Below are 22,992 nucleotides of genomic sequence, written 5' to 3' on the forward strand. Positions count from 1 at the left end.
GACCCATGGACTTTTCCCGTTTTTTCATCGACCGGCCGATCTTTGCCGCGGTGCTGTCGATACTGATTTTTGTCGCCGGGGCGATCGCCATTCCGCTGCTGCCGATCAGCGAGTACCCGGACGTGGTGCCGCCCAGCGTGCAGGTGCGCGCCGAATACCCGGGCGCCAACCCGAAAGAGATCGCTGAAACGGTGGCCACGCCGCTGGAAGAAGCGATCAACGGCGTCGAAAACATGATGTACATGAAATCGGTCGCCGGTTCCGACGGCGTGCTGGTGACCACCGTCACCTTCCGCCCCGGCACCGATCCCGATCAGGCGCAGGTGCAGGTGCAAAACCGCGTGGCACAGGCCGAAGCGCGCCTGCCGGAAGACGTGCGCCGCCAGGGCATCACTACCCAGAAGCAGTCCCCGGCGCTGACGCTGGTGGTGCATCTGGTCTCGCCTTCCGGCAAGTACGATTCGCTTTACCTGCGCAACTACGCCACCCTGAAGGTCAAGGACGAGTTGGCCCGCCTGCCGGGCGTCGGCCAGGTGCAGATCTTCGGCGCCGGTGAGTATGCGATGCGCATCTGGCTCGATCCGAACAAGGTCGCCGCGCGTGGCCTGACCGCCTCCGACGTGGTGAGCGCCATGCAGGAGCAAAACGTGCAGGTCTCCGCCGGCCAGCTCGGCGCGGAGCCGATGCCGACGCGCAGCGACTATCTGCTGTCGATCAACGCCCAGGGGCGCCTGCAGACCGAAGAAGAGTTCGGCAACATCATCCTCAAGAGCGGCGACAACGGCGAGATTGTGCGGCTGCGCGACGTGGCACGCATCGAAATGGGCTCCGGCAGCTACGCGCTGCGCGCCCAGCTCAATAACAAGGATGCGGTCGGTATCGGCATCTTCCAGTCGCCGGGGGCCAACGCCATCGAGCTGTCGGACGCGGTGCGCGGCAAGATGGCCGAGCTGGCAACCCGCTTCCCGGACGGCATGAGCTGGAAAGCGCCGTACGATCCGACGGTGTTCGTGCGCGATTCGATCCGCGCGGTGGTGGATACCCTGCTGGAAGCGGTGATCCTGGTGGTGCTGGTGGTCATTCTGTTCCTGCAGACCTGGCGCGCCTCGATCATTCCGCTGTTGGCGGTCCCGATCTCCATAGTCGGCACCTTCGCCGCGCTGTATCTGCTCGGCTTCTCGCTCAACACCCTCAGCCTGTTCGGGCTGGTATTGGCGATCGGTATCGTGGTGGATGACGCCATCGTGGTGGTGGAAAACGTCGAGCGCAATATCGAAGAGGGGCTGTCGCCGCTGGCGGCGGCGCACCAGGCGATGCGCGAGGTCTCCGGTCCGATCATCGCCATCGCCGTGGTGCTGTGCGCGGTGTTCGTGCCGATGGCGTTCCTTTCCGGCGTCACGGGTCAGTTCTACAAACAGTTCGCCGTCACCATCGCCATCTCGACGGTGATCTCCGCGATCAACTCGCTGACCCTGTCGCCGGCGCTGGCGGCACGCTTGCTGAAACCGCACGGTGCGCCGAAAGATATGCCGTCGCGCCTGATCGACCGGCTGTTCGGCTGGCTGTTCCGGCCGTTCAACCGCTTCTTCGCCAGCGGTTCGCAGCGTTATCAGCACGGGGTGTCCCGCGTGCTGGGCCGACGCGGCGCGGTATTCGTGGTTTACCTGCTGCTGCTGGCCGCCGCCGGGGTAATGTTCAAGACCGTGCCCGGCGGCTTTATCCCGACGCAAGACAAGCTGTACCTGATCGGCGGCGTGAAAATGCCGGAAGGCGCCTCGCTGGAGCGCACCGATGCGGTGATCCGCAAGATGAGCGCCATCGGCCTGAGCGTGGACGGCGTCACCGATGCGGTGGCCTTCCCCGGCCTGAATGCGCTGCAGTTCACCAATACGCCGAATACCGGTACGGTGTTCTTCGCGCTGGAGCCCTTGAGCACCCGTACCCGCACTGCGGCGCAGATCAACGCCGAGATCAACGCGCGCATTTCACAGATTCAGGAAGGCTTCGCCTTCTCGATCATGCCGCCGCCAATCCTCGGCATCGGCCAGGGCTCCGGCTATTCGCTGTACGTGCAGGATCGCGGCGGGCTGGGTTACGGCGCACTGCAGACGGCTATTAACACGATGTCCGGCGCCATTATGCAAACGCCAGGCATGGGCTTCCCGATCTCCTCGTATCAGGCCAACGTGCCGCAGCTGGACGCCAAAATCGATCGCGACAAGGCCAAGGCGCAGGGCGTGCCGCTCAATGCGCTGTTCAGCACGCTGCAAACCTACCTCGGTTCGTCGTACATCAACGACTTCAACCGCTATGGCCGCACCTGGAAGGTGATGGCGCAGGCCGACGGCCAGTTCCGCGACAGCGTGGAGGACATCGCCAATCTGCGCACCCGCAACGACAAAGGTGAAATGGTGCCGATCGGCAGCATGGTCAGCATCGGCACCACCTACGGCCCGGATCCGGTGATCCGCTATAACGGCTTCCCGGCGGCGGACCTGATCGGCGACGCCGATCCACGCGTACTCTCCTCTACCCAGGCGATGGGGGCGCTGACGCAGATGGCCGATAAGCTGTTGCCGAACGGCATGAACATCCAGTGGACCGATCTGAGCTATCAGCAATCAACCCAGGGCAACGCCGCGCTGGTGGTGTTCCCGGTAGCGGTGCTGCTGGCGTTCCTCGCGCTGGCGGCGCTGTATGAAAGCTGGACGCTGCCGCTGGCGGTGATCCTGATCGTGCCGATGACCATGCTGTCGGCGCTGTTCGGCGTGTGGTTGACCGGCGGCGACAATAACGTGTTCGTGCAGGTCGGGCTGGTCGTTCTGATGGGGCTGGCCTGTAAGAACGCCATCCTGATCGTCGAGTTCGCCCGCGAGCTGGAAATGCAGGGCAAAGGCATCGTCGAGGCGGCACTGGAAGCCTGTCGCCTGCGATTGCGCCCGATCGTGATGACCTCCATCGCCTTCATCGCCGGCACCATCCCGCTGATCCTCGGTCACGGCGCCGGCGCCGAAGTGCGCGGCGTCACCGGCATCACGGTGTTCTCCGGCATGCTGGGGGTCACCCTGTTCGGGCTGTTCCTGACGCCGGTGTTCTACGTCACCCTGCGCCGCCTGGTGGCACGCAAGGCACAGCCGCAGACGGCGTAATCATCGTCTTAACATGCAAAAAGGTCGGGCATTGCCCGACCTTTTTTATGCATTCCATCCGGTATTATTTACCGGCGGTTTCGGCCTCTTGCTCGGCGGCGTACTCCGCACAGGCGCGCTTGTCGCCCCGCTCCAGTTCGGCCAGCGAATCGGCTACGGTGTGGCGTGCCAGCACCGCAAGCGAAGCCTGCTCGGCCTCGTTCACCACTGATTTGAAATACCAGCAGGCGTTGGCGCTCACCAGGCAACGGGCCGGCACTTCAGGGCGCGAGGCCCAGATGCGCTTGTCGTCGATCACCGCCAGATAGATATCGCGCAGAGTAATCTCTTCCGCCGGGCGGCCAAGGTGGATAGAGCCGTTTCGGCCCAGGGTGGAAACGATGATGCCGTCTTTGGTCAGCGGGACCATCAGTTTGCGGATAAAGCTGGGGTTGGCTTCCAGAGCGGCGGCGAGGGTGGCGCTTGTCGAACGCATGCCCTGCTTCTCAGCTACGGCGACGCTAAGGACCATTTGCAACGCTGTCGGAAAGCGAAAATCTAACATGTCGTTATCTCTGCGAGACGAAATACTCGGGTTTGGCCGGTGTGGCGATTGGCGCCGAACACACCGCTTAATTGCACAATAATATAACAAACGCGGGGGCTTTTTTGAAGTTTTGCCCAGTGATATCGCACGCAGACATTAGAACGATCGCAGAATTCTCCGGCGGACAAAAAACAGAAACCCGCGTCAATGTTAACGCCGCTCGCTTAACCGGGTTAAACGATCAGAACTAACACTGCCCGCGGGCTTAATTCGAATGTGGCGATCAGGCTCTGTTCAGCACCAGTTGGCCGTTTTTATCCAACGGGATTTGCGTGCCCGGATCGTGATCCATGCGGATCTTGCCCTGCTGATTGCCGATCTTGTAGGTCACGTCATAACCCAGCATTTTCTGAGACTTGTCATAGACCGTTTTGCAACGCTGCTGAACGCTGGTGCTGACGTCGTTGTTCTGCATCGCCCCTTGCACCTGGTTACCGGCATAGCCGCCGCCCAGCGCGCCGACCACGGTCGCCACGTCGCGCCCACGACCGCCGCCGAACTGGTGGCCGATCACACCGCCCGCCACTGCGCCCAGCACAGAACCGGCGATACGGTTTTCATCCTGCACCGGTGCACGGTGCGTAACGGTGACGTTGCGGCATTCCTGACGCGGCGTTTTGACGGTTTCTTTAATCGGCGTTGCGGCGAGTACCTGCGCGTACTGCGGACCGGCAGAAAAAACGTCCAGGCTGGCTACCGCGGCAATCCCCAGAGCGGCAGCGATACCAATCCCAACACCGGCTAACATTGACTTGTTCACAGGAAACCTCCTGAAAGTGTTACCACGCATTTTGTCCGGGGTCTGTGACCGGCTGCACCGCGCTTATTATTTTGCGCATGGGCGGCTTGCGGTATCCCGGTTTACGGCGTGCGCGACGCGCCGTCTGTAAACGAGGTAAAGTCTGCACAATGATCTGAGGACCCGCAATAAGACAAGGGGACCAAAAATGCGGGAAAACGGTCGTTTCGCCGCTGTTTAGGAGGAATCTTAAGAATTTTACCCATGCCGACGACAGCTTATGCTGAAGAATCAAACAACCGCCGCCGATCGCCTCGCGCCGCCATAAAAAAACCCGCGCGGGCGAACCGGCGCGGGTTGGTCGACAAAGGCAGGATCAGTGCATTTTCAGACGCGGGCGGATCACCCGGTTGATACCGCCTACCAGCATCATCAGGCCGGTTTTGATATAGCCGTGCAGCGCTACCTGGTGCATGCGGTACAGCGAGATGTAAACGAAGCGCGCGATGCGCCCTTCCACCATCATCGAGCCGCGCATCAGGTTGCCCATCAGGCTGCCGACGGTGCTGAAGCGCGACAGCGACACCAGCGAGCCGTGGTCTTTATATACGTATGGCTTCAGCGTCTGGCCGTTCATCAGCGCCAAAATATTGGTGGCGCAGCGCGAGGCCATCTGGTGCGCCGACTGGGCGCGCGGCGGCACGAAACCGCCGCCCTCTTTCGGGCAGGAGGCGCAGTCGCCGATGGCGAAGATGTTCGGATCGCGCGTGGTCTGCAGCGTCGGCTCCACCACCAGCTGGTTGATGCGGTTGGTTTCCAGGCCGCCGATGTCTTTCATGAAATCCGGCGCCTTGATGCCGGCCGCCCACACCATCAGATCGGCGTCGATGAACTCGCCGCCCTTGGTGTTCAGGCCTTTGGCATCTGCGCTGGTCACCATGGTGTTGGTCAGCACGCGCACGCCCAGTTTGATCAGTTCCTGGTGCGCAGCAGCGGAAATGCGCGGCGGCAGCGCCGGCAGAATGCGCTCGCCGGCTTCCACCAGCGTCACGTTGAGCGCGCTGTTGTCCAGGCCTTCGAAACCGTAGCTGTGCAGCTGCTTCACCGCGTTGTGCAGTTCGGCGGACAGCTCAACGCCGGTGGCGCCGCCGCCGACGATGGCGATGTTAACTCGCTCTTTTTGCCCCGGCTGGGCCGAGAACTTCAGGAACAGGTTGAGCATTTCGTTGTGGAAACGACGTGCCTGATGCGGGTTATCCAGGAAGATGCAGTGCTCTTTCACGCCCGGCGTACCGAAATCGTTCGAAGTGCTGCCCAGCGCCATCACCAGGATGTCGTACGGCAGTTCACGCGCCGGCACCAGCTCGCCGCCCTGCTCGTCGCAGATCTGCGCCAGCTGCAGCGTTTGCGTCTCGCGGTTGATGTTGGTCAACGACCCCAGCTGGAAGCTGAAATGGTGATTGCGCGCGTGCGCCAGGTAGCTGAGCGCATCCACGCCGTCATCGAGGGAACCGGTCGCCACTTCGTGCAACAGCGGTTTCCACAAATGGCTGTGGTTGCGATCCACCAGCGTGATCTCCGCTTTGTTCTTGCGGCCAAGTTTATGGCCCAGGCTGGTCGCCAGCTCCAAGCCACCGGCGCCGCCGCCAACAATAACGATTTTCTTCTTTGGCGTTGTCAAAATAACCCCCTAAATGTGAACCATTTGTTATTCCAGGGTAAATAAATAATATCCTTAGAATACATAGGGTTCGCTTAAAATAAATCGGCTCTCTGAGGCCAGAATAACATGTGAGGTTATTTGGTCATACCAAAATTGACGTACATCAAATTTTTTTGGTTAAAGGCTGGACGCGGGGATTTTTTGGGGATTGTGATTCAAATAGTTAGCGCTGAGTCACAGTTTTAAATTTTGCCGATTGCCACGAAAAACTTTACCTTGGCGTACAAAAAAGCCGCACTTTCCGTCGGTGAAAAACGGGGAGCGCGGCTCGCGGCAGCGTTATGAAACTGTTAACCCAGCGCCTTGAACGCCTTGATCCGCTGCAGATGGGGTGAGATGTTTTTGAACTTGTGCGTCTGCTGCTCATCCCAGACGATTTCGTAGTAGTGATGCAGCAATTCGGCGCTGCGCCGGTTATCCAGCACCTCGTCTTGCCGCGACAGCACCACCAGGCAGCGATCGCGATTCTTCTCGCGGAAGTCCTCCACACACTTGGTGGCGATATCGCGATACTCTTCCGGCCGGTCTATCTTGCCATGCATGTGTTCTTCCGGGTACAAATTGGGATTGAACATCGCCTGGCGAATGCCGCACAGGAAGCCGATGCGTTCCGCCCAGAAGCCGCCGAGGCCGACCCCGCAGATCAACGGGTGCGCGTCGCCGCCCTGCTGCACCGCCTTGTCCACCTCTTTCAACAGATGCTGCATGTCGTGACGCGGATGCAGCGTGCTGTAGCTGATGAAGCGCACGTCCGGATCGATAAACTGCAGCTGTAACACCTTTTCATGATTGCCGGGACTGGTGGAATCGAAGCCGTGCAAATAGATAATCATGTGGATCCTCGCAACAAGCCAAGGGCCGCGGGCGCGGCCCTCATCATTTCCGCTCCGCGCCGCGATGCGGCGCCTGGATTCACCCTTGCGAACGCTGCTTGTGCTCCTCCCAGCGTTCGCTCAGCGCGCTGAGCGCCTTGTGCGCCTGCTGCCAGCGCTCGGAGTCGCGCAGTTCCTGACGGGTGAACTGACCGCGATGATATAACCGCTTCACCTTCTCTGCTTTGACCGGGGACAGGTTATCCAGCACGCTGACCGCACCTTCGCGGTGGTTGCACACCAGGATCATGTCGCAACCGGCATCCAGCGCCGCCTGGCCGCGCTCGGCGTAGCTGCCCATGATCGCGGCGCCTTCCATCGACAGGTCGTCGGAGAAAATCACGCCGTCGAAGCCCAGTTCCTGACGCAGGATCTGTTGCAGCCAGTACGGCGAGCCGCTGGCCGGACGCGGGTCCGCTTCAGTATAGATGACGTGGGCCGGCATGACGGCGTCCAACAGTTGGCGGTTGATCAGCTCGCGGAAGATCGCCATGTCGTGCTCGCGGATCTGCGCCAGCGGCCGCGGATCGCGCGGGGTTTCCTTGTGCGAATCGGCGCTGACGGCGCCGTGCCCCGGGAAGTGTTTACCGGTGGTTTTCATGCCGGCGCTGTGCATGCCGAGGATAAAGCGTTCCGCCATCGCCAGCGCCTGCTGCGGATCGCTGTGGAACGAACGCTCGCCGATCGCCGCGCTGACGTGGCCGATATCCAGCACCGGCGCAAAGCTGATGTCGATATCCTGCGCAATCATTTCCGCCGCCATCAGCCAGCCGGCCTCCTGCGCCAGACGGCCACCTTCCTGCGCATCGTGCAACGCGGCAAACGACTGCGCCGCCGGCAGACGGGTGAAGCCCTCGCGGAAGCGCTGCACGCGCCCGCCTTCCTGATCTACCGCCACCACCAGCCGATCGTGCGATTCGGCGCGGATCTGGCGCACCAGCTCACGCAGCTGCTCCGCATCGTGGAAGTTGCGGGTAAACAGGATCAATCCGCCAACCAGCGGGTGTTTCAATATTTCGCGTTCTTCTGCATCCAGCTCGTAGCCGGCGACATCTAGCATTACTGGGCCCACGGGCACCTCACTTCATTAGTGTTCGTTCAGAATTCGGATGATGATAAACAGAATCGCCGGCGCACCACCGCGCCCCAGCGCAAAAATTCGGCGTCACCGCTCTGCTGCCAGCGCACTTCAAACCACAGCAACATCAGATAATCCACCCACGGCAGCCAGCACCGCACCTGTGCCTGCAGCCGGACGACGTCGTGATAGCCCTGGCACGCGTAGTGCTGCAAAAAGCGCTGCTGCTCCTCGGCCGACCAGCCGTTGCCGCGAAACAGCGCAGCGATATCCAGCGCCACGTCGCCGTCGGCGGCATATTCCCAGTCGATTAGCCGCAGCCCTTCGCCGGTGGCGAGCAGATTGCCCGGATGGATGTCCATGTGCAGCGGCGCCAGCTTCAGCGGTGAGGGTGGCGCGTTTTGCAAAAAGTGATGCTGCAGGCACAGCCAGCCAGGAGTTAAACGCCGCGTATCCAGCTGCTGCCAGTAGCGGCGGAACTGCCGCCGCAGATCCAGCCGGTAACCGCTGAGCGGCCGCCGATGCAGTTCCGCCGCCATCGCCGCCAGCTCGCCGCGCTGATTCAGCGCCGCAAACTCGGCATTTGTGACGACGTCACCTTCGAGCCATTCGAGGATAAGCCACTGATTATTCTGTGCGAAAACCCGCGGCCCCAGCCCCGGCGCGCAGCGGCGCAAGACCTGCGCTTCCCGCCGTCGGCTCACGCCCAGCGCGCGTTTTTCCACACTGTGCTGCCGCGCCAACAACGTGATGCCCGAACCGTCGATGCGCCAGCTCTCGCCGGTCAGCCCCTGCACCGGGCTGAAATGACAACCGGCGGTATTCACCGCCGGCAGTCTGGTTTCCATCAATCGTCGCAGCGCAGCCTCAGCGTTTAACGGCGCCATTGCCCGACCAGACGATCTCGCCGGTTTGCACCAGCATCAGCTGCATATCCAACGCCGGTGACTTCACGTCGCCGCTGACGTCGCTGTACAGCACGTACTGCGCGCCGACGATGCGTGCCAGGCCAATCGCCTTGCTGCGCGAACCGAAGCTGTCATCCGCCGACAGGCCCAGCGTTTGTCTGGCGCTGGTCAGCTTCGCCTCCGGCACCACGCTGAAGGTGGAATTCGACGCCAGCGCCTTGTACAGCGCCGCGGTGGCTTTGCCCATCTGCAGCGAACCGTTGGTGTTGTTCTTGACGCTGTCCAGCAGCAGCACGCTGCCGGCCGTGACGCCATCGGCCTTCAGCATCTGCCCTACCAGCGGCTGAACGCTGCCCAGCCAGTCGAGCTGCTGGATTTTCGGCGGCTGTGGCACCGGCTCGGTGGTTGGCGGCTGCGGCTGCTCGACCGGCGGCGTCGGCTGATCCGGCTCGACGGTGACCGGCGGCAGTGGCTGATCCGGCTCAGGCTGGCGCGACAGACAGCCGCTCAGGGTTAATGCGGCCAGCGCCACTAAGACGTACTTTTTCATGCTTTTTTCTCCAAACCTGGCAAGCGCTTACAGGTACAGATACAGACGCGCGCTTTTGGCGTCCAGGTTGCCGTTAATCGAGTAGATTTTGGCGTCCGAGTCGGGCGCCACGACGATCTCACGCGGTTCTTCAAAGGGACGAATGTCCAGCCCCTGTGCGTCGTACCAATAGAAACGATAATGCACGGTGACCGGCGTCACTTGGCTGTTATTGAGCACCGAGGTCGCCATCACCCGCCCGGAGGCGTTCGAAATCGAGGGCGTATCGGCCAAAATGCCGGCGGTCAGCACCGAAGGATCCATCACCACCGTTTGGCGTTGGTTGACCGCGATGCCGGACGGCGAACTGCACCCCATCAGCAACGCGACGGGCAGCGCCAACGCCACCAGACCACGCAGAGTTTTTTTACCGCGCATGATTTCCTCGCTTAACGTGACAACAGCGGCCCCAGCGAGCGGCCACCGACCAGGTGCATATGAATATGATAGACCTCCTGACCGGCGTGGCGGTTGCAGTTGACGATCAGGCGATAGCCGTCTTCGGCGATGCCTTCCTGTTCGGCGATCTTCGCTGCGGCGGTGATCATGCGGCCCAGCGCGGCTTCGTGCTCTACGGTCACGTCGTTGACGGTTGGGATCAGCACGTTGGGAACGATCAGCACATGGGTAGGCGCCTGGGGGGAGATGTCACGGAAAGCGGTGACCAGTTCATCCTGATAAACCACATCAGCAGGGATTTCACGGCGGATAATTTTACTGAAAATCGTTTCTTCGGCCATCTGGCGTTCCTTGTTTTACACAATTAGCTGTACGCAGTATGAGTGACAAATTCTACTGCTTTCAACCTGATTGCGCACTTTCCACGTCGAGTGCTGCAGATTCGCGCAGGCCGGCGCCCCGCTTGTGCACCTTTTCGCTTTGGTTATTCACTATTGTTGCTTTACTTGCCCCGCGCCGCAGCTAATAGTAACCCCATGATTAACAAAGGATAGAGGGCGTTATGTCACCGAGAATACCGGCGCTGTGCGCGCTGTTGCTGAGCGCCGCCGTGCAGGCGGCCACGACGGGCGGTATCGACCTGCAGGCTAACCGAGAGCCGATACGCGCAGCGAAAAACCCCGCCGCTATCGCGCTGATCCCGGCGAACTTTCACTTCGCGGTCCCCGGCAAGCTGACGGTGGCGGTGGCGTTCGAGAATTCCCCGCCGCTGGCGCTGTTCGCCGAGGACAATAAAACGCTGATCGGCAGCGATCCGGACATCGCCCGCCTGGTGGCCGACAGCCTCGGGCTGGAGCTGAATCTGGTGCCTACCTCCTGGGAAGATTGGCCACTGGGCATCAGCGCGGGCAAATACGATGCGGCGATCTTCAACATCGCCGTCACCAAACAGCGTAAAACCAAATTCGACTTCGCCACCTACCGGGTGGACACGCTGGGCTTTTACGTCAAATCCACCAGCCACATCACCTCGATCAATCGCCCGCAGGACGTGGCCGGGCTGCGGATCATCGTCGGATCAGGCACCAATCAGGAAAACATTCTGCTGGGATGGGATAAGCAGAATCGCGCCGCCGGGCTGCCGCCGGTACAGCCGATCTACGTGACCGACGACGCCGCCACCAACCTCAGCATTCAGTCCGGGCGCGCCGATGCGTTCTTCGGCCCCCACTCCACCGGCGCCTACAAGGCGGCGCTGACCGGCAAAACCAAAATGGTCGGCATCGGCCCCAGCGTGGCCTACGTCGCGGTTACCACCAAAAAAGGCAACGGATTGGTGAACGCCGTCAACGCCGCGATCAATGGCGCGATCGTCAGCGGCGAATATGCGCAGGTGCTGGAACGCTGGGGTGAAGCCGACGAAAAGGTCGAGCGCTCAACCATCAACCCGCCGGGCATCGGCGACTAGCTACCGATCAGCTGCGGGGCATGTCGGCGCATCCACTCGGCCAGCGAGTCCAGCGTCGGCCGCAGCGATTTGCCCAGCGCGGTGACCTGGTACTCCACCCGCGGCGGCACTTCGGGAAACACCTGCCGCGTCACTAGGCCGCGCTGCTCGAACAGCCGCAGCTGGCGCGTCAGCTCTTTTTGCGCAATGGGCGCCACCGCCCGCTGCAGCTCGCTGAATCGCACCGGGCCATCGATTATTATCAGCCGGTACAGGATCGGTATCGCCCACTTGCCCGACACCAGATTGACGAAGTCCACCATCGGGCAGGATTCGCCCGGCCTCGGCAACGCCGACAAATTATTTTCCGCCGCTAATGGCGCTTGTGTCGTCATTTCATCCCACCTCGCCCTTTAGTATCCAAAAGGTTCCTACTATGCAAAAGGAACTATAGCGCAAATAATGCCGCAACAGACGCGAAAGAGGAATCGGTTATGTCACGACTGCAAGGCAAATACGCTTTGATTACCGGCGGCACCAGCGGCATCGGGCTGGAAACCGCCCGCCAGTTCATCGCCGAGGGCGCGACGGTGGCGATCACCGGCCGCAGCCAACGCGCCCTGGACGCGGCGGGCCAGGCATTGGCGGGCAACGCGCTGTTGCTGCTGAGCGACGCCGGCGACATCCCACAGCAGCGAGAACTGGCGCAGCAGTTGGAGCAACGGTGGCCGCGGCTGGACGTGCTGTACGTTAACGCCGGTGACGTCACGCACCGCCCGCTGCCGGAGTGGGATGAGCAGAGCTACCAGCGGCTGATGGACATCAACCTGAAGGGGCCGTTCTTTCTGATCCAGGCGCTACTGCCGCTGCTGGCCAACCCTTCCTCGGTGATCCTGTGCGGTTCGGTCAGCGCCCATATCGGCCTGCCGCAGAGCAGCGCCTACGCCGCCAGCAAAGCCGGTTTGCTGTCGCTGGCCAGAACGCTGTCCGGTGAGCTGCACGCGCGCGGCATTCGCGTCAACGGCCTCAGCCCCGGCCCGACCGAAACCCCGGCGCTGGGAAAACTGGGACTGGCGGAAGCGGATGAACGGGCATTGCGCGATGATATCCGCGCGCTGGTGCCGATCGGCCGCATGGGCAGCGCGCTGGAACTGGCCAAAGCGGCGGTGTTTCTGGCGGCGGATGAGTCGGCGTTTATGGTCGGCGCGGAGCTGCAGATGGATGGCGGCGTGGGGAACCTGTAACCGCGCGCGACACCATAAGAAGGCCGCTTGCGCGGCCTTTATCTGTCCCTCTCAACTCACCCCTTGAATCGGGTTGGTATTAAAGGTATAGACCACGATCTTCCATTGGCCCTGCTGTTTCTCCAATACAAATACTTCACGGTTTAAATCGATCAGGGTAGCACCGTCGCTTATTCGGGTAACCGTTGCGCCGCGATGATGGTGCGTACGCACATAGGCCATATTCCCGTTCACGTTGACGCTGTCATAAGCAAACTCTGTTTCAAATTTCTCGTTTTTAAATAAGTTGTCATATTGTTGGCGACGCTTTTCATTGCTGTCCGCCGTCGGTTTCTCGTTCCATTGCGAGTAACTTTCTGGCGCAAAAAGTGACAAGATCGTTGGCGTATCGCCGGCATTAAGCGCTGTCTGGTAGCGGTTTATCAGCTCATACACCGCTTTCTGCTCAGCCGCGACGTCCGCCTCTGCGGAAACCCTGTAACTTTGCGGCACGGCCTCGCTGCCTGCGGCATACGTTTGGCCGCACAAGCCTGCTCCCGCCAATAACAATACGGCAGTTAACTTTTTCATGTAAATATCCTCTTCGGCGTTATTTCATTATGGCAATACAGGATGCGATTTCAGATAAATAAAAACGCTGAAAATAAATTATCCAATGCCGCGTTAAATTGACAGCCGGCATATTTAAAAATACTCTTTTAATAATTTAAATAATGGAAGCCGTTAACATGAATGAACTGCATGCGCTGCGCGTGTTCTGCCAGGTGGTGGAAATGGAGGGGTTCAGCCAGGCGGCAACCAAAATGGGGCTCTCCCCAGCCAGCGTCACGTACAGCATCAATCAGCTTGAAAAACAGTTCGGGCAATCCCTCTTCAAGCGTTCAACCCGGCGCTTCTCGCTGACCAGCGCCGGGGAGCGTTGCTATCGCACCGCGCAAGAGATACTGCGGCAGTTTGACCAGCTGAAAAACGACATGTCGGGTGACTTTGAACAACCGCGCGGACCGCTGCGGGTTGAGATAGCCTCAATGCTGAGCAGCATGCATATCGCCCCGGCGCTGCCGGCTTTTTTGGCGCAATACCCGGAATTGCAGCTCAGCGTGTCGGTTAGCGATCGCCTGGTCAATCCGGCGGAAGATCGCGCCGACGTATTTATTCGCATCGGCGCCGGCGACATCCCCGAGATGGTCAACCGCCAATTGCTGCAACCACGCTATTTGTGCTGTGCGTCTCCCGATTATTTTGCGCGCCATGGCCGGCCGGAACACCCGAAACAGCTGCAACAGCATCAGCGGCTGGGATTTATCCGTTCAGGCGCAGCGGCGGCGGACGACTGGCAGTTCATTCGCGGTGACGAACGCTACTCTCTGGCGCCCAGCCCGCTACTGAGCTTCAACCATTCCCCATCGCTGTGCGAGGTTGCCAGGAACCACTTCGGCCTGGTTTACTTGCTGGATTGCACGCTGGAAAATTATCTGAAGACAGGGGAATTGGAGCCGATACTGCAGGAATGGGCGCCCACGGGAGCGCCGATCAATATTCTCTATCCGCGCCTGCGGGATCGCAGCCACAAAATTCGGGTCTTCGTCGACTTCATCAGCGAGCTGTTCGCCAACAAATTCGCCAGGCCCTGATCGCGCGGCTCACCCCAGCCCAGGGATCTCGACGCCGAAGGTCTGCAATAGCAGCACCACGTTGAGCAACACGATCACTACCGTGCCGACGACCGCCGCCAGGCTGGTCCAGCGGCCGTTGGCGAACTCGCCCATGATGTCGCGGCGACGGGTGAACATCACCAGCGCGATCATCGGCGCCGGCAGCGCCAGGCTCAGCACCACCTGGCTGTAGACCAGCGCGTCGGTGGCGTTGACGCCCATCGCCACCACGATAAACGCCGGCACCATGGTGACCAGGCGGCGCACCCACACCGGAATGCGGAAGCCAACGAAGCCCTGCATGATCATTTGCCCGGCCATGGTGCCCACCACCGAGCTGGAAATGCCGGAGGCGATCAGCGAAGCGAGGAAGATACCGGCGGCCGCCGCACCGAACAGCGGCGTCAGCGTATGGTAGGCGGTGCCAATTTCGGCCACGTCGCTGTTACCGGCGTGGAAGGCGCTCGACGCCATGATGACCATCGCGATATTCACCAGCCCCGCCAGTGCCAGCGCGATCACCACTTCGATATTGGAGAAACGCAGCAGCTTGCGGCGCTCGCCGTTGTCGCTGGCCGGGCTGCGGTGCTGGGTCAGCCCCGAGTGCAGGAAAATGGCGTGCGGCATCACGGTGGCGCCGATAATGCCGACGGCGATGGTCAGCGCCTGCGCGTCCGGCAGTTGCGGCGTCACCATGCCGATGCCGGCCGCCTGCCAATCCACCGGTACGATGAACATCTCCACCAGGTAGCACAGCGCGATGATCCCCACCAGGCCGCCGATCATCAGTTCAACCGGGCGGAACCCTTTTCTTTCCACCATCAACAGCGCATAGGTGATCACCGCCGTCACGCCCATCCCCGCCAGCAGCGGCATGTGGAACAACAGCGCCAGCGCGATCGCGCCGCCGAGAAACTCCGCCAGATCGGTGGCCATCGCCGCCACTTCGCTGAGCAGCCACATGCCGATTACTACCGGCCGTGAAAACTGATCGCGGCACATCTCCGCCAGATTGCGGTTGGTGACGATGCCCAGCTTGGCCGACAGCGCCTGGAACAGCATGGCGATCAGGTTGGCCATCACCACCACCCACAGCAGGCTGTAACCGTATTTCGCCCCGGCCTGGATGTTGGTGGCGAAGTTGCCGGGATCCATATAGGCAATAGAGGCAATCACCGCCGGGCCGGCGAACAGCAACGGCGTAAAGGCGCCGCGCTTGCGTCCGGCAAGGGCGGCGCCAATCGCGATGTTGGTCCGTTCGGTTAACGATGGAGTGGTTGCCGCATCACGCATGAAGTACCCTCAATCTTTTACTGGTTATTTTTCCACCTATCATGCTGACAATGTAGCATCGGCTACACTTTATGCAACAGGCGAAATTCATTGGCTTTGTGTAGAGATATTTCTAACTACCACAATGCGTGGCATCGAATTGATAATGTGTGCTATTTGGACTAACTTAGGGCAACCCTCCCCATATTGCCGGGAGATGCCATTTTTATGCTTACAGGACGCCCCACGCTATGGTTACCCGCGCGCCAGATAACGCCGACCGCCACGCCCAGACCGACATGCCGGACGAGGCCGAGCACGCCCTGCGTTTCAGCCGCGCCCGCGAAGCGCAGTCCAATGCGCTGATCGAAGATTACGTTGAGCTGATCGCCGATTTGCTGCAAAGCACCCGCGAAGCCAGAACCACCGATATCGCGCGCCGCTTCGGCGTGTCTCACCCGACGGCGATTAAAAATATCGCGCGGCTGAAAAGCGCCGGGCTGGTGGAGTCGCGCCCTTATCGCGGGGTGTTTTTAACGGAAGAAGGCGAGCAGCTGGCGCAGAAGGTGCGCCGCCGTCACCGCATCGTGGTCGATCTGCTGATGTGCCTCGGGGTGCCAAGCGAGACCGCCGAGCTGGACAGCGAAGGGATCGAACACCATATCTCGGACGAAACGCTGGCGGTGTTCGAACATTACCTGCAAAAGCACGCCAAACCCTGACTCCCGGAGCGCCGATGAGCTACGCCGTGCGGCAAATCCATGATCTGCGCCTGGTGGTTTTCGCCGAAGCCGGGCCAATGTTGAAAGACGAAAACGACGTCAGCCTGTTTATCGCGCCCGCCTTTGAACACGATGCCGGGATGATTGCCCTCCCCGTCAACCGCCTCGATGCCGCCTTCTTCCAGCTAAGAAGCGGTGTGGCCGGCGCCGTATTGCAGAAATTCATCAACTACCGCCTGCGCGTAGCGCTGCTGGGCGATATCACCCCCTGGTTAGCGCAAAGCAACGCGCTGCAAGACTTTGTGCGCGAAGCCAATCGCGGCGAACAGGTCTGGTTCCTCACTTCTCTCACCGAACTCGAACAGCGGCTTGGCGCCTGACGACAGGCAACAAAAAAGGGAGGCTTTCGCCTCCCTTGGTAACTCCCCTGCCTGAATCAGTGATTACGGATGTATTCGTCCATATCGGTTTTCAGGTTGTCGGACTTGGTGCCGAAGATGGCCTGCACGCCGGAACCAGCGACGACTACGCCGGCTGCGCCCAGTTTCTTCAGGCCCGCCTGGTCAACTTTGGACACGTCGGCCACGCTGACGCGCAGACGGGTGATGCAAGCATCCAGGTTAGTGATGTTTTCTTTACCGCCGAAGGCCTGAACCAGCGCCGCGGACATTTCGGAACCGCCCTGCGCAGTCTGCTCGGCAGCGGTGTCTTCACGGCCCGGCGTTTTCAGATCCAGCTTAGCGATCAGCACGCGGAAGATGGTGTAGTACACCAGACCGTAGATGATGCCGACGATTGGGAACAGCCAGATTTTGCTGCTGTTACCGCTCAGTACGATAAAGTCGATCAGGCCGTGCGAGAAGCTGGTGCCGTCACGCATGCCCAACAGGATGCAGATTGGGAACGCCAGGCCGGCCAGGATAGCGTGGATCACGTACAGGATCGGCGCAACGAACATGAAGGAGAACTCGATTGGCTCGGTGATACCGGTCAGGAACGAGGTCAGCGCGGCGGAGATCATGATGCCGCCAACTTTCGCACGGTTCTCCGGCTTGGCCGAGTGCCAGATGGCGATGGCCGCAGCAGGCAGACCGTACATTTTGAACAGGAAGCCGCCGGACAGTTTGCCCGCGGTTGGGTCACCCGCCATGTAGCGAGGGATGTCGCCGTGGAATACCTGGCCCGCCGCGTTGGTGAATTCACCAATTTGCATCTGGAACGGTACGTTCCAGATGTGGTGCAGACCGAACGGCACCAGAGCACGCTCAACCACGCCGTAAATGCCGAAGGCCACGACCGGGTTCTGATAAGCCGCCCACTGCGAGAAGGTCTGGATAGCCGTACCGATCGGCGGCCAAATGAAGGACAGCACTACGCCCAGAACGATCGCCGCCAGACCAGAAATGATCGGCACGAAACGCTTACCGGCAAAGAAGCCCAGGTATTCCGGCAGTTGAATGCGGAAGAAGCGGTTGAACATATAGGCCGCGATGGCACCGGAGATAATCCCCCCGAGCACACCGGTATCCGCCAGGTGTTTGGCCGCAATCTCTTCAGCCGGCAGGTGCAGCACCAGCGGCGCAACCACCGCCATGGTTTTCACCATGATGCCGTAGGCCACCACCGCCGCCAGCGCGGAAACGCCGTCGTTGTTGGTGAAGCCCAGGGCGACGCCGATGGCGAAAATCAGCGGCATGTTGGCGAAGACCGAACCGCCCGCTTCCGCCATCACGTGGGAGACTACCGCAGGTAGCCAGCTAAAGTTGGCGGAGCCGACGCCCAGCAGGATACCTGCGATAGGCAACACGGACACCGGCAGCATGAGCGATTTACCTACTTTTTGCAGGTTTGCAAATGCGTTCTTGAACATAGTTGAGTGTGCTCCTGAGTAATAATGCTTTGCTACTTCTTGTCGCGTTGATTCGCGCTGCAAGGGGGGGAGAAAAACCCCTGCAATTCAGGGTGTCTGAGCACCCCTTGAATTTATTACGCAGAGTAAAATAAATAGCCTGCGCAATGTTTGATGACAATCACGTTTCGATGATCGAGCCGCGGTAACTTTGCATAAACCGGCTGTTTTTTGGCAAAACCGGCCAAAAAACACGCACCAATCACCCTGAAACGGGAGGGAACCTTACCCGTTTCAGTGATTAATTACGAGCTTAAAAAAAATTACGCAGACAATGACCTACAGCTATAGCCTAGGTCAAAGATCACAGATCGAGGTGAAATAAGCGTGAAAAGTTGGCGGTGGTGGCTTCGGCCAGTTGTTCCAGGCTGACGCCCTTCAATACCGCCATGTATTCAGCCACATCGCGCACATAGGCGGGTTGGTTTTCTTTGCCGCGATGCGGCACCGGCGCCAGATAAGGCGAATCGGTTTCCACCAGGATGCGATCCAGCGGCACATAGCGGGCCACCTCACGCAGCTGTTCGGCGTTGCGGAAGGTCACAATGCCCGAGAAGGAGATGTAGAAACCCAGATCCAGCAGGGCTTCGGCGGTGGCCAGATCTTCAGTAAAGCAGTGGAGTACACCGCCGCACTCCTGTGCGTTCTCTTCACGCAGGATCGCCAGCGTGTCCGCACGCGCATCGCGGGTATGGACGATCACCGGCTTGTTCAGATCCCGGCCAATGCGGATATGTTCGCGGAAAGAGTCCTGCTGCAGCTCAAGGTTGTCTTTCTGGTAGAAGTAATCGAGCCCGGTCTCCCCCAGCGCCACTACCTGCTCCGCCGCCGCCAGGCGGCGCAGCTCGGCGTAATCATAGCCCCCTTCCAGATTGAGCGGATGCACCCCACAGGAGAAGGCCACGTCGTTGCGCTCGCCGATCAGCTCGGTCATGGAACGGTAGCCCGGCAGCGTGGTAGCGACCGCCAGCACATAGCCGACGTCGCACGCTTTGGCCTTGGCCAGCGCATCGTCCACATTTTGGTGCAGCGTTTGATAATCCAGACTGTCAAGGTGGCAATGAGAATCGACTAACAACATAATTTTTAACTCTTTTACTTTACAGCGAATGAGGTTGGGAATAGCCGGCGACGCCAAGCATCTGTTCCCAGCGAAGTAACTGTTCGGTCAGCAGCAGCTCGCGATTGACGCCCACCACGCTGAGCAGCTGATGGCGGCAGGTCAGCCACTGCTGCACGATCTGCTGCAGCGAGGCGCTGCTCAGCAGGCTGGCCAGCTGATGCACCAGCGGCTGCTGATCCTGATTCAATACATAGTGATGCGCGCCCTGCTGCCACTTCATCGCGTCCACCAGCAGCGCGCACAGCCAGTGCAGGCGCTCGGCGACGTCTTCATGGTTCAGCACCGGCAGCAGCGACAGCATATCGCGCTGCGGCAGCGCGGCGCTCAACGCGGCGCACAGGGCGCTGCGCTGTTGCCACTGCTGCGGCTGCAACAGCTGTTCGGCGGCCAGCGGCGCGCCGTCGTGCAGGCGCAGCGCCGTGAGGCGATCCGTCTGAGAGCCGGCCGCCTGTCGGCCCAGCCACTGCAGGCTGAGCTGCTCATCCGGGCTGGCCAAATGCCAGTACAGGCAGCGGCTGCGCAGCGTCGCCATCAGCCGCGACGGCTCACGACAGCCCAGCAGAAAATAGGTTTTCTCCGGCGGCTCTTCCAGCGTTTTAAGCAGTGCGTTGGCCGCCGCCTCGGTCAACTGTTCCGCCTGCGCCAGCCAAATCACTTTGGCGCCGCCCTGTTGCGCGTGGGCATAAAGCGTTTCAATCACCTGGCGGATCGGTTCGATCCCCAGGCTGCTCTTGCCCTTTTCCGGCGCCAGCACGTGATAATCCGGGTGGTTACCCGCCAGCATCAGCCGGCAGCTGTGGCACTCGCCGCAGCTTTTTTCGCCGTTGCGCTGCTGGCAAATCAACCAGCGGCTCAGGCCGTAGGCCAGCGCATCGTCACCGTTGCCCGCCGCAGCGTGCAGCAGCAGCGCATGGTGGCCGCGACCGTCGGCGTACTGACCAACCAATTGGCGATAAGGGCCATTCAGCCACGGGTACCAGTTCATTATGCGCCTTCCTGCTGCCGCAGCCAGTGGCCGACGCAGTCGCGGATCGCCGCGGTCACCTGCTCCAGTGGCTGGGCGGCGTCAACGGTAACGATGGTTTCATCCTGCGCCGCCAGCTCGAGATAGCGAGCGCGGGTGCGTTCGAAGAACGGCAGCGCCTCCTGTTCGATGCGATCCAGCTGGCCGCGCGCCTGTGCGCGTTGCAGGCCGACCAGCGGAGGCAGATCGAGATAGACCGTCAGATCCGGGTGAAAGTCCCCCAGCACGGTGTCGCGCAGCGAGCTCATCAGCTGCGGATCCACGCCACGGCCGCCGCCCTGGTAAGCCTGCGAAGAGAGATCGTGACGATCGCCCACCACCCAGGCGCCGCGCGCCAAGGCCGGTTTAATCACGGTCTCCACCAGCTGCACGCGCGCGGCGTACAGCATCAGCACTTCGGCCTTGATGGTCGGCAATTCGCCGTCGATGCCGCGTTTGAACAGATCGCGCAGCTTCTCCGCCAGCGGCGTGCCGCCTGGTTCGCGGGTGAAGACGATGTCGTTGATGCCGTGTTCGCGCAGCACATTGACCACCGTATCACGCGCGGTGGTTTTACCCGCGCCTTCCAGCCCTTCGATAACAACGAATTTACTTTTCATTCTTTTCCTTTAACGCCTGACGGTACACGCGCACCGCCTGGTTATGGCTCGCCAGATTGGTGGTGAAGGTATGCCCACCCTTGCCGTCGGCGACAAAATAGAGATAAGGCGTTTTGGCCGGATTGGCGGCCGCCTGCAACGAGGCCTCACCCGGCATGGCGATCGGCGTTGGCGGCAGGCCGGCGATCACATAGGTGTTGTACGGCGTCGGCGTATCCAGATCCTTGCGCGTGATGTTGCCATTATAGCTTTCGCCCATGCCGTAGATCACCGTCGGATCGGTCTGCAGACGCATGCCGATGCGCAAACGGTTGACGAACACCGACGCCACCTTGCTACGCTCTTCCGGCACCGCGGTCTCTTTCTCGACGATCGAGGCCATGGTCAGCAGGTCTTGCGGCGTTTTGTACGGCAGGCTGGTGTCGCGGCCGGTCCAGGCGGCCTGCAGCGCTTTGTTCATGCGCACATGTGCGCGTTTGAGCAGCGCGATATCGCTCATGCCGGCGGTATACTGATAGGTATCCGGATACAGATGCCCTTCCGGTGTTTCTCCCGCAGGAATACCGAGCGCTGCGGCGATCTCCGCTTCGCTCTTGCCCGCCAGAGTGTGTTTCAGGTATTTGGACTGCTGCAGCACTTGCTGCCAGTCACGCAGGCGTGAGCCTTCAATAAAGCGTGCAGTGAACTGCGCCTCTTTGCCACTGGCCAACAGTTTCAGCATCTGGCGCACCGTCATGCCCGGCGTGAACCGGTAGGTACCGGCTTTAAACTCCGCCAGCTCCGGCTCCATTTTCAGCAACCATTGGAACCAACGGCCGTTGCGCACCAGTTTATCGCGCACCAATAGCCCTTCCAGTGCCACCCGGCCGGTGCCGGCCGGCAGTTTGAAGATGGTTTCTTGTTGGATAGCCAGTGGCGTATCGGCAAAGCGTTCGATCTTCTGGTAGCCCCAAAACAGCAGCGCCAATACCAGAACAACAATAACAGACAGGACCTTCAGCTTTCTTTTCTTCATCAATCAGCCATGGTTAACAGTGTGGACGCAAAAAATCATACAGCTGGCGCGAAGCATAACGCCATGATTGCGCAGCGTTTACCGGCAGCAGCGGCATCAGCGCATTGCTCACCAGCACTTCGTCGGCATCGGCCAGCGTCTCCAGCGGTTCACTGACGCAGTGCAGACGGTATTCCGAGCCCGCCAGCAGCGCGATCACCCGCCGCCGCATCAGGCCCGCGACGCCTGCCTGGCTCAGATCCGGGGTAAACACCGCTTTTCCCTTACGCCAGAACAAATTAGCCGCACAGCATTCCACCAGCATACCGGCAGTGTCAAGCACCAGCGCCTCGTCGGCGGCCGTCTGGTCAAGATGCGCGCGGATCAGCACCTGCTCCAGACGATTCAAATGCTTCAACCCCGCCAGCAGCGGATTACGCGCCAGCGACACCGGGCTGAGCGCAAGCGTGATGCCCTGCTCGCGCCACTGCAAATAGTGCGCAGGGTAGCTGCTGCGGGCAACGATGCGCGTCGGGTTTTCGCATCCCGTCGGGCTGTAGCCCCGCCCGCCGCTGCCGCGCGTCAGTATCGCTTTGACCACGCCGAGCGGAATTGATTCGGCCGCCAGCGCCATCTCCTGCTCGAAAGCCCGCCAATCGGTGGCAGGCAGCATCAGCCGCTGTGCTGCTTGCTGCAGCCGCTCCAGATGCCAGGGCAGCAGCTCGATTTTGCCATCGACAACCCGGGCGGTAGTAAAGCAGCCATCGCCGAACTGCAGGCCACGATCGCTCGGCGCCAGCGCATCGTGGCGTTGTCCGTTAATCCAGTACATGCTTCCTCCTGTTGCCGGGTGATTTCATTACGCTCGCAGAATAACAGGCGACGAGGCAATACGCAGCCCTGTTGGGCCCCAAACGATAGGCGTAAAAAAGCCCGGTTAAAAACCGGGCTTTCATCAGC

At 60.6% G+C, this 22,992-nt stretch carries 24 protein-coding genes; 6 read left to right on the plus strand and 18 right to left on the minus strand.

Annotated elements, in window-relative coordinates:
• Window positions 1–5: 5 nt before the first annotated feature.
• Window positions 6–3,149 (plus strand): multidrug efflux RND transporter permease subunit SdeB, encoded by a 3,144-nt coding sequence (gene sdeB / locus FHU12_RS11865; protein WP_141969506.1) that lies wholly within the window; start codon window positions 6–8, stop codon window positions 3,147–3,149.
• 64 nt (window positions 3,150–3,213) lie between these two features.
• Here the strand turns inward: sdeB and FHU12_RS11870 are convergent, their stop codons facing one another.
• The 9 genes from FHU12_RS11870 to hinT all read right to left on the minus strand — a co-directional run bounded on the left by FHU12_RS11870 (window position 3,214) and on the right by hinT (window position 10,384).
• Window positions 3,214–3,693 carry an RrF2 family transcriptional regulator gene (locus FHU12_RS11870; protein ID WP_141969508.1) on the minus strand — a complete coding sequence of 160 codons (480 nt, stop codon included), beginning with the start codon at window positions 3,691–3,693 and terminating at the stop codon, window positions 3,214–3,216.
• A 265-nt stretch (window positions 3,694–3,958) separates the two neighbouring features.
• A complete protein-coding gene (locus FHU12_RS11875; RefSeq protein WP_185742304.1) occupies window positions 3,959–4,495 on the minus strand; it encodes a glycine zipper 2TM domain-containing protein in 537 nt (178 codons plus the stop codon).
• Window positions 4,496–4,850: 355 nt separating this feature from the next.
• On the minus strand, window positions 4,851–6,155 hold the full coding sequence (locus FHU12_RS11880; protein ID WP_004928794.1) for an NAD(P)/FAD-dependent oxidoreductase: 1,305 nt from the start codon (window positions 6,153–6,155) through the stop codon (window positions 4,851–4,853).
• Window positions 6,156–6,487: 332 nt separating this feature from the next.
• On the minus strand, window positions 6,488–7,030 hold the full coding sequence (ycfP, locus tag FHU12_RS11885) for an alpha/beta hydrolase YcfP (RefSeq protein ID WP_141969510.1): 543 nt from the start codon (window positions 7,028–7,030) through the stop codon (window positions 6,488–6,490).
• 79 nt (window positions 7,031–7,109) lie between these two features.
• A complete protein-coding gene (nagZ, locus tag FHU12_RS11890; RefSeq protein ID WP_141969511.1) occupies window positions 7,110–8,129 on the minus strand; it encodes a beta-N-acetylhexosaminidase in 1,020 nt (339 codons plus the stop codon).
• Window positions 8,130–8,167: 38 nt separating this feature from the next.
• Window positions 8,168–9,034, minus strand: a complete 867-nt coding sequence (gene thiK / locus FHU12_RS11895) for a thiamine kinase (protein ID WP_141969513.1) — start codon at window positions 9,032–9,034, stop codon at window positions 8,168–8,170.
• Entirely contained in the window at window positions 9,015–9,605 is a 591-nt protein-coding gene (lpoB, locus tag FHU12_RS11900; RefSeq protein WP_141969515.1) for a penicillin-binding protein activator LpoB, read from the minus strand. Before lpoB ends, thiK begins: the two co-directional genes overlap by 20 nt.
• Window positions 9,606–9,632: 27 nt before the next feature.
• Window positions 9,633–10,022, minus strand: a complete 390-nt coding sequence (locus FHU12_RS11905) for a YcfL family putative periplasmic lipoprotein (protein ID WP_141969517.1) — start codon at window positions 10,020–10,022, stop codon at window positions 9,633–9,635.
• Window positions 10,023–10,033: 11 nt separating this feature from the next.
• Window positions 10,034–10,384, minus strand: a complete 351-nt coding sequence (gene hinT / locus FHU12_RS11910) for a purine nucleoside phosphoramidase (RefSeq protein ID WP_004928776.1) — start codon at window positions 10,382–10,384, stop codon at window positions 10,034–10,036.
• Window positions 10,385–10,605: 221 nt separating this feature from the next.
• Between hinT and FHU12_RS11915 the strand changes: the two genes are divergently transcribed.
• Window positions 10,606–11,511 (plus strand): transporter substrate-binding domain-containing protein, encoded by a 906-nt coding sequence (locus FHU12_RS11915; protein WP_141969520.1) that lies wholly within the window; start codon window positions 10,606–10,608, stop codon window positions 11,509–11,511.
• Here FHU12_RS11915 and FHU12_RS11920 read toward each other — a convergent pair.
• Complete coding sequence (locus FHU12_RS11920) at window positions 11,508–11,885, minus strand: winged helix-turn-helix transcriptional regulator (protein ID WP_141969522.1); 378 nt, start codon at window positions 11,883–11,885, stop codon at window positions 11,508–11,510. The two genes, FHU12_RS11915 and FHU12_RS11920, sit on opposite strands and share 4 nt — an antisense overlap.
• A gap of 99 nt (window positions 11,886–11,984) precedes the next feature.
• Here FHU12_RS11920 and FHU12_RS11925 point away from each other — a divergent pair, with 99 nt between their 5' ends.
• Window positions 11,985–12,734 carry an SDR family oxidoreductase gene (locus tag FHU12_RS11925; protein WP_141969523.1) on the plus strand — a complete coding sequence of 250 codons (750 nt, stop codon included), beginning with the start codon at window positions 11,985–11,987 and terminating at the stop codon, window positions 12,732–12,734.
• Between the two features lie 51 nt (window positions 12,735–12,785).
• Here the strand turns inward: FHU12_RS11925 and FHU12_RS11930 are convergent, their stop codons facing one another.
• A complete protein-coding gene (locus FHU12_RS11930; RefSeq protein ID WP_141969525.1) occupies window positions 12,786–13,304 on the minus strand; it encodes a YybH family protein in 519 nt (172 codons plus the stop codon).
• Window positions 13,305–13,462: 158 nt separating this feature from the next.
• On the opposite strand from FHU12_RS11930, the gene FHU12_RS11935 reads away from it, so the two are divergent.
• Window positions 13,463–14,368, plus strand: a complete 906-nt coding sequence (locus FHU12_RS11935) for a LysR family transcriptional regulator (RefSeq protein ID WP_141969527.1) — start codon at window positions 13,463–13,465, stop codon at window positions 14,366–14,368.
• A gap of 9 nt (window positions 14,369–14,377) precedes the next feature.
• Here the strand turns inward: FHU12_RS11935 and FHU12_RS11940 are convergent, their stop codons facing one another.
• Window positions 14,378–15,682, minus strand: a complete 1,305-nt coding sequence (locus FHU12_RS11940; protein WP_141969528.1) for an Nramp family divalent metal transporter — start codon at window positions 15,680–15,682, stop codon at window positions 14,378–14,380.
• Window positions 15,683–15,912: 230 nt separating this feature from the next.
• On the opposite strand from FHU12_RS11940, the gene mntR reads away from it, so the two are divergent.
• Together mntR and FHU12_RS11950 are read left to right on the plus strand one after the other, a co-directional pair.
• A complete protein-coding gene (gene mntR, locus FHU12_RS11945; protein WP_016928182.1) occupies window positions 15,913–16,383 on the plus strand; it encodes a manganese-binding transcriptional regulator MntR in 471 nt (156 codons plus the stop codon).
• A 14-nt stretch (window positions 16,384–16,397) separates the two neighbouring features.
• Complete coding sequence (locus tag FHU12_RS11950) at window positions 16,398–16,763, plus strand: DUF4180 domain-containing protein (protein ID WP_141969530.1); 366 nt, start codon at window positions 16,398–16,400, stop codon at window positions 16,761–16,763.
• 56 nt (window positions 16,764–16,819) lie between these two features.
• On the opposite strand, the gene ptsG is transcribed toward FHU12_RS11950, so the two are convergent.
• The 6 genes from ptsG to pabC all read right to left on the minus strand — a co-directional run bounded on the left by ptsG (window position 16,820) and on the right by pabC (window position 22,864).
• Window positions 16,820–18,253 (minus strand): PTS glucose transporter subunit IIBC, encoded by a 1,434-nt coding sequence (gene ptsG, locus FHU12_RS11955; RefSeq protein WP_019455831.1) that lies wholly within the window; start codon window positions 18,251–18,253, stop codon window positions 16,820–16,822.
• 343 nt (window positions 18,254–18,596) lie between these two features.
• A complete protein-coding gene (locus FHU12_RS11960) occupies window positions 18,597–19,373 on the minus strand; it encodes a metal-dependent hydrolase (protein WP_141969532.1) in 777 nt (258 codons plus the stop codon).
• 19 nt (window positions 19,374–19,392) lie between these two features.
• Window positions 19,393–20,400, minus strand: a complete 1,008-nt coding sequence (holB, locus tag FHU12_RS11965) for a DNA polymerase III subunit delta' (protein ID WP_141969534.1) — start codon at window positions 20,398–20,400, stop codon at window positions 19,393–19,395.
• A complete protein-coding gene (gene tmk / locus FHU12_RS11970) occupies window positions 20,400–21,038 on the minus strand; it encodes a dTMP kinase (RefSeq protein WP_141969536.1) in 639 nt (212 codons plus the stop codon). The genes holB and tmk overlap by 1 nt, the downstream gene beginning before the upstream one ends.
• Entirely contained in the window at window positions 21,028–22,053 is a 1,026-nt protein-coding gene (gene mltG, locus FHU12_RS11975; protein ID WP_141969537.1) for an endolytic transglycosylase MltG, read from the minus strand. Before mltG ends, tmk begins: the two co-directional genes overlap by 11 nt.
• A 13-nt stretch (window positions 22,054–22,066) precedes the next feature.
• Window positions 22,067–22,864, minus strand: coding sequence for an aminodeoxychorismate lyase (pabC, locus tag FHU12_RS11980; RefSeq protein WP_141969539.1), 798 nt, complete (start codon window positions 22,862–22,864; stop codon window positions 22,067–22,069).
• Between the last annotated feature and the right edge of the window lie 128 nt (window positions 22,865–22,992).

The sequence above is a fragment of the Serratia marcescens genome (assembly GCF_006715005.1).
Classification (GTDB): Bacteria; Pseudomonadota; Gammaproteobacteria; order Enterobacterales; family Enterobacteriaceae; genus Serratia; species Serratia montpellierensis.

Excerpts from the sequence above, each read along its gene's own strand:
- hinT (WP_004928776.1), bottom strand. The coding sequence starts at position 10,384 with ATGGCCGAAGAAACGATTTTCAGTAAAATTATCCGCCGTGAAATCCCT.
- mntR (WP_016928182.1), top strand. The coding sequence starts at position 15,913 with ATGGTTACCCGCGCGCCAGATAACGCCGACCGCCACGCCCAGACCGAC.
- FHU12_RS11950 (WP_141969530.1), top strand. The coding sequence starts at position 16,398 with ATGAGCTACGCCGTGCGGCAAATCCATGATCTGCGCCTGGTGGTTTTC.
- FHU12_RS11905 (WP_141969517.1), bottom strand. The coding sequence starts at position 10,022 with ATGCGCGGTAAAAAAACTCTGCGTGGTCTGGTGGCGTTGGCGCTGCCC.
- lpoB (WP_141969515.1), bottom strand. The coding sequence starts at position 9,605 with ATGAAAAAGTACGTCTTAGTGGCGCTGGCCGCATTAACCCTGAGCGGC.
- FHU12_RS11930 (WP_141969525.1), bottom strand. The coding sequence starts at position 13,304 with ATGAAAAAGTTAACTGCCGTATTGTTATTGGCGGGAGCAGGCTTGTGC.
- holB (WP_141969534.1), bottom strand. The coding sequence starts at position 20,400 with ATGAACTGGTACCCGTGGCTGAATGGCCCTTATCGCCAATTGGTTGGT.
- FHU12_RS11870 (WP_141969508.1), bottom strand. The coding sequence starts at position 3,693 with ATGTTAGATTTTCGCTTTCCGACAGCGTTGCAAATGGTCCTTAGCGTC.
- pabC (WP_141969539.1), bottom strand. The coding sequence starts at position 22,864 with ATGTACTGGATTAACGGACAACGCCACGATGCGCTGGCGCCGAGCGAT.
- thiK (WP_141969513.1), bottom strand. The coding sequence starts at position 9,034 with ATGGCGCCGTTAAACGCTGAGGCTGCGCTGCGACGATTGATGGAAACC.
- nagZ (WP_141969511.1), bottom strand. The coding sequence starts at position 8,129 with ATGCTAGATGTCGCCGGCTACGAGCTGGATGCAGAAGAACGCGAAATA.
- FHU12_RS11935 (WP_141969527.1), top strand. The coding sequence starts at position 13,463 with ATGAATGAACTGCATGCGCTGCGCGTGTTCTGCCAGGTGGTGGAAATG.
- FHU12_RS11925 (WP_141969523.1), top strand. The coding sequence starts at position 11,985 with ATGTCACGACTGCAAGGCAAATACGCTTTGATTACCGGCGGCACCAGC.
- ptsG (WP_019455831.1), bottom strand. The coding sequence starts at position 18,253 with ATGTTCAAGAACGCATTTGCAAACCTGCAAAAAGTAGGTAAATCGCTC.
- FHU12_RS11960 (WP_141969532.1), bottom strand. The coding sequence starts at position 19,373 with ATGTTGTTAGTCGATTCTCATTGCCACCTTGACAGTCTGGATTATCAA.
- sdeB (WP_141969506.1), top strand. The coding sequence starts at position 6 with ATGGACTTTTCCCGTTTTTTCATCGACCGGCCGATCTTTGCCGCGGTG.
- tmk (WP_141969536.1), bottom strand. The coding sequence starts at position 21,038 with ATGAAAAGTAAATTCGTTGTTATCGAAGGGCTGGAAGGCGCGGGTAAA.
- ycfP (WP_141969510.1), bottom strand. The coding sequence starts at position 7,030 with ATGATTATCTATTTGCACGGCTTCGATTCCACCAGTCCCGGCAATCAT.
- FHU12_RS11940 (WP_141969528.1), bottom strand. The coding sequence starts at position 15,682 with ATGCGTGATGCGGCAACCACTCCATCGTTAACCGAACGGACCAACATC.
- FHU12_RS11920 (WP_141969522.1), bottom strand. The coding sequence starts at position 11,885 with ATGACGACACAAGCGCCATTAGCGGCGGAAAATAATTTGTCGGCGTTG.
- mltG (WP_141969537.1), bottom strand. The coding sequence starts at position 22,053 with ATGAAGAAAAGAAAGCTGAAGGTCCTGTCTGTTATTGTTGTTCTGGTA.
- FHU12_RS11915 (WP_141969520.1), top strand. The coding sequence starts at position 10,606 with ATGTCACCGAGAATACCGGCGCTGTGCGCGCTGTTGCTGAGCGCCGCC.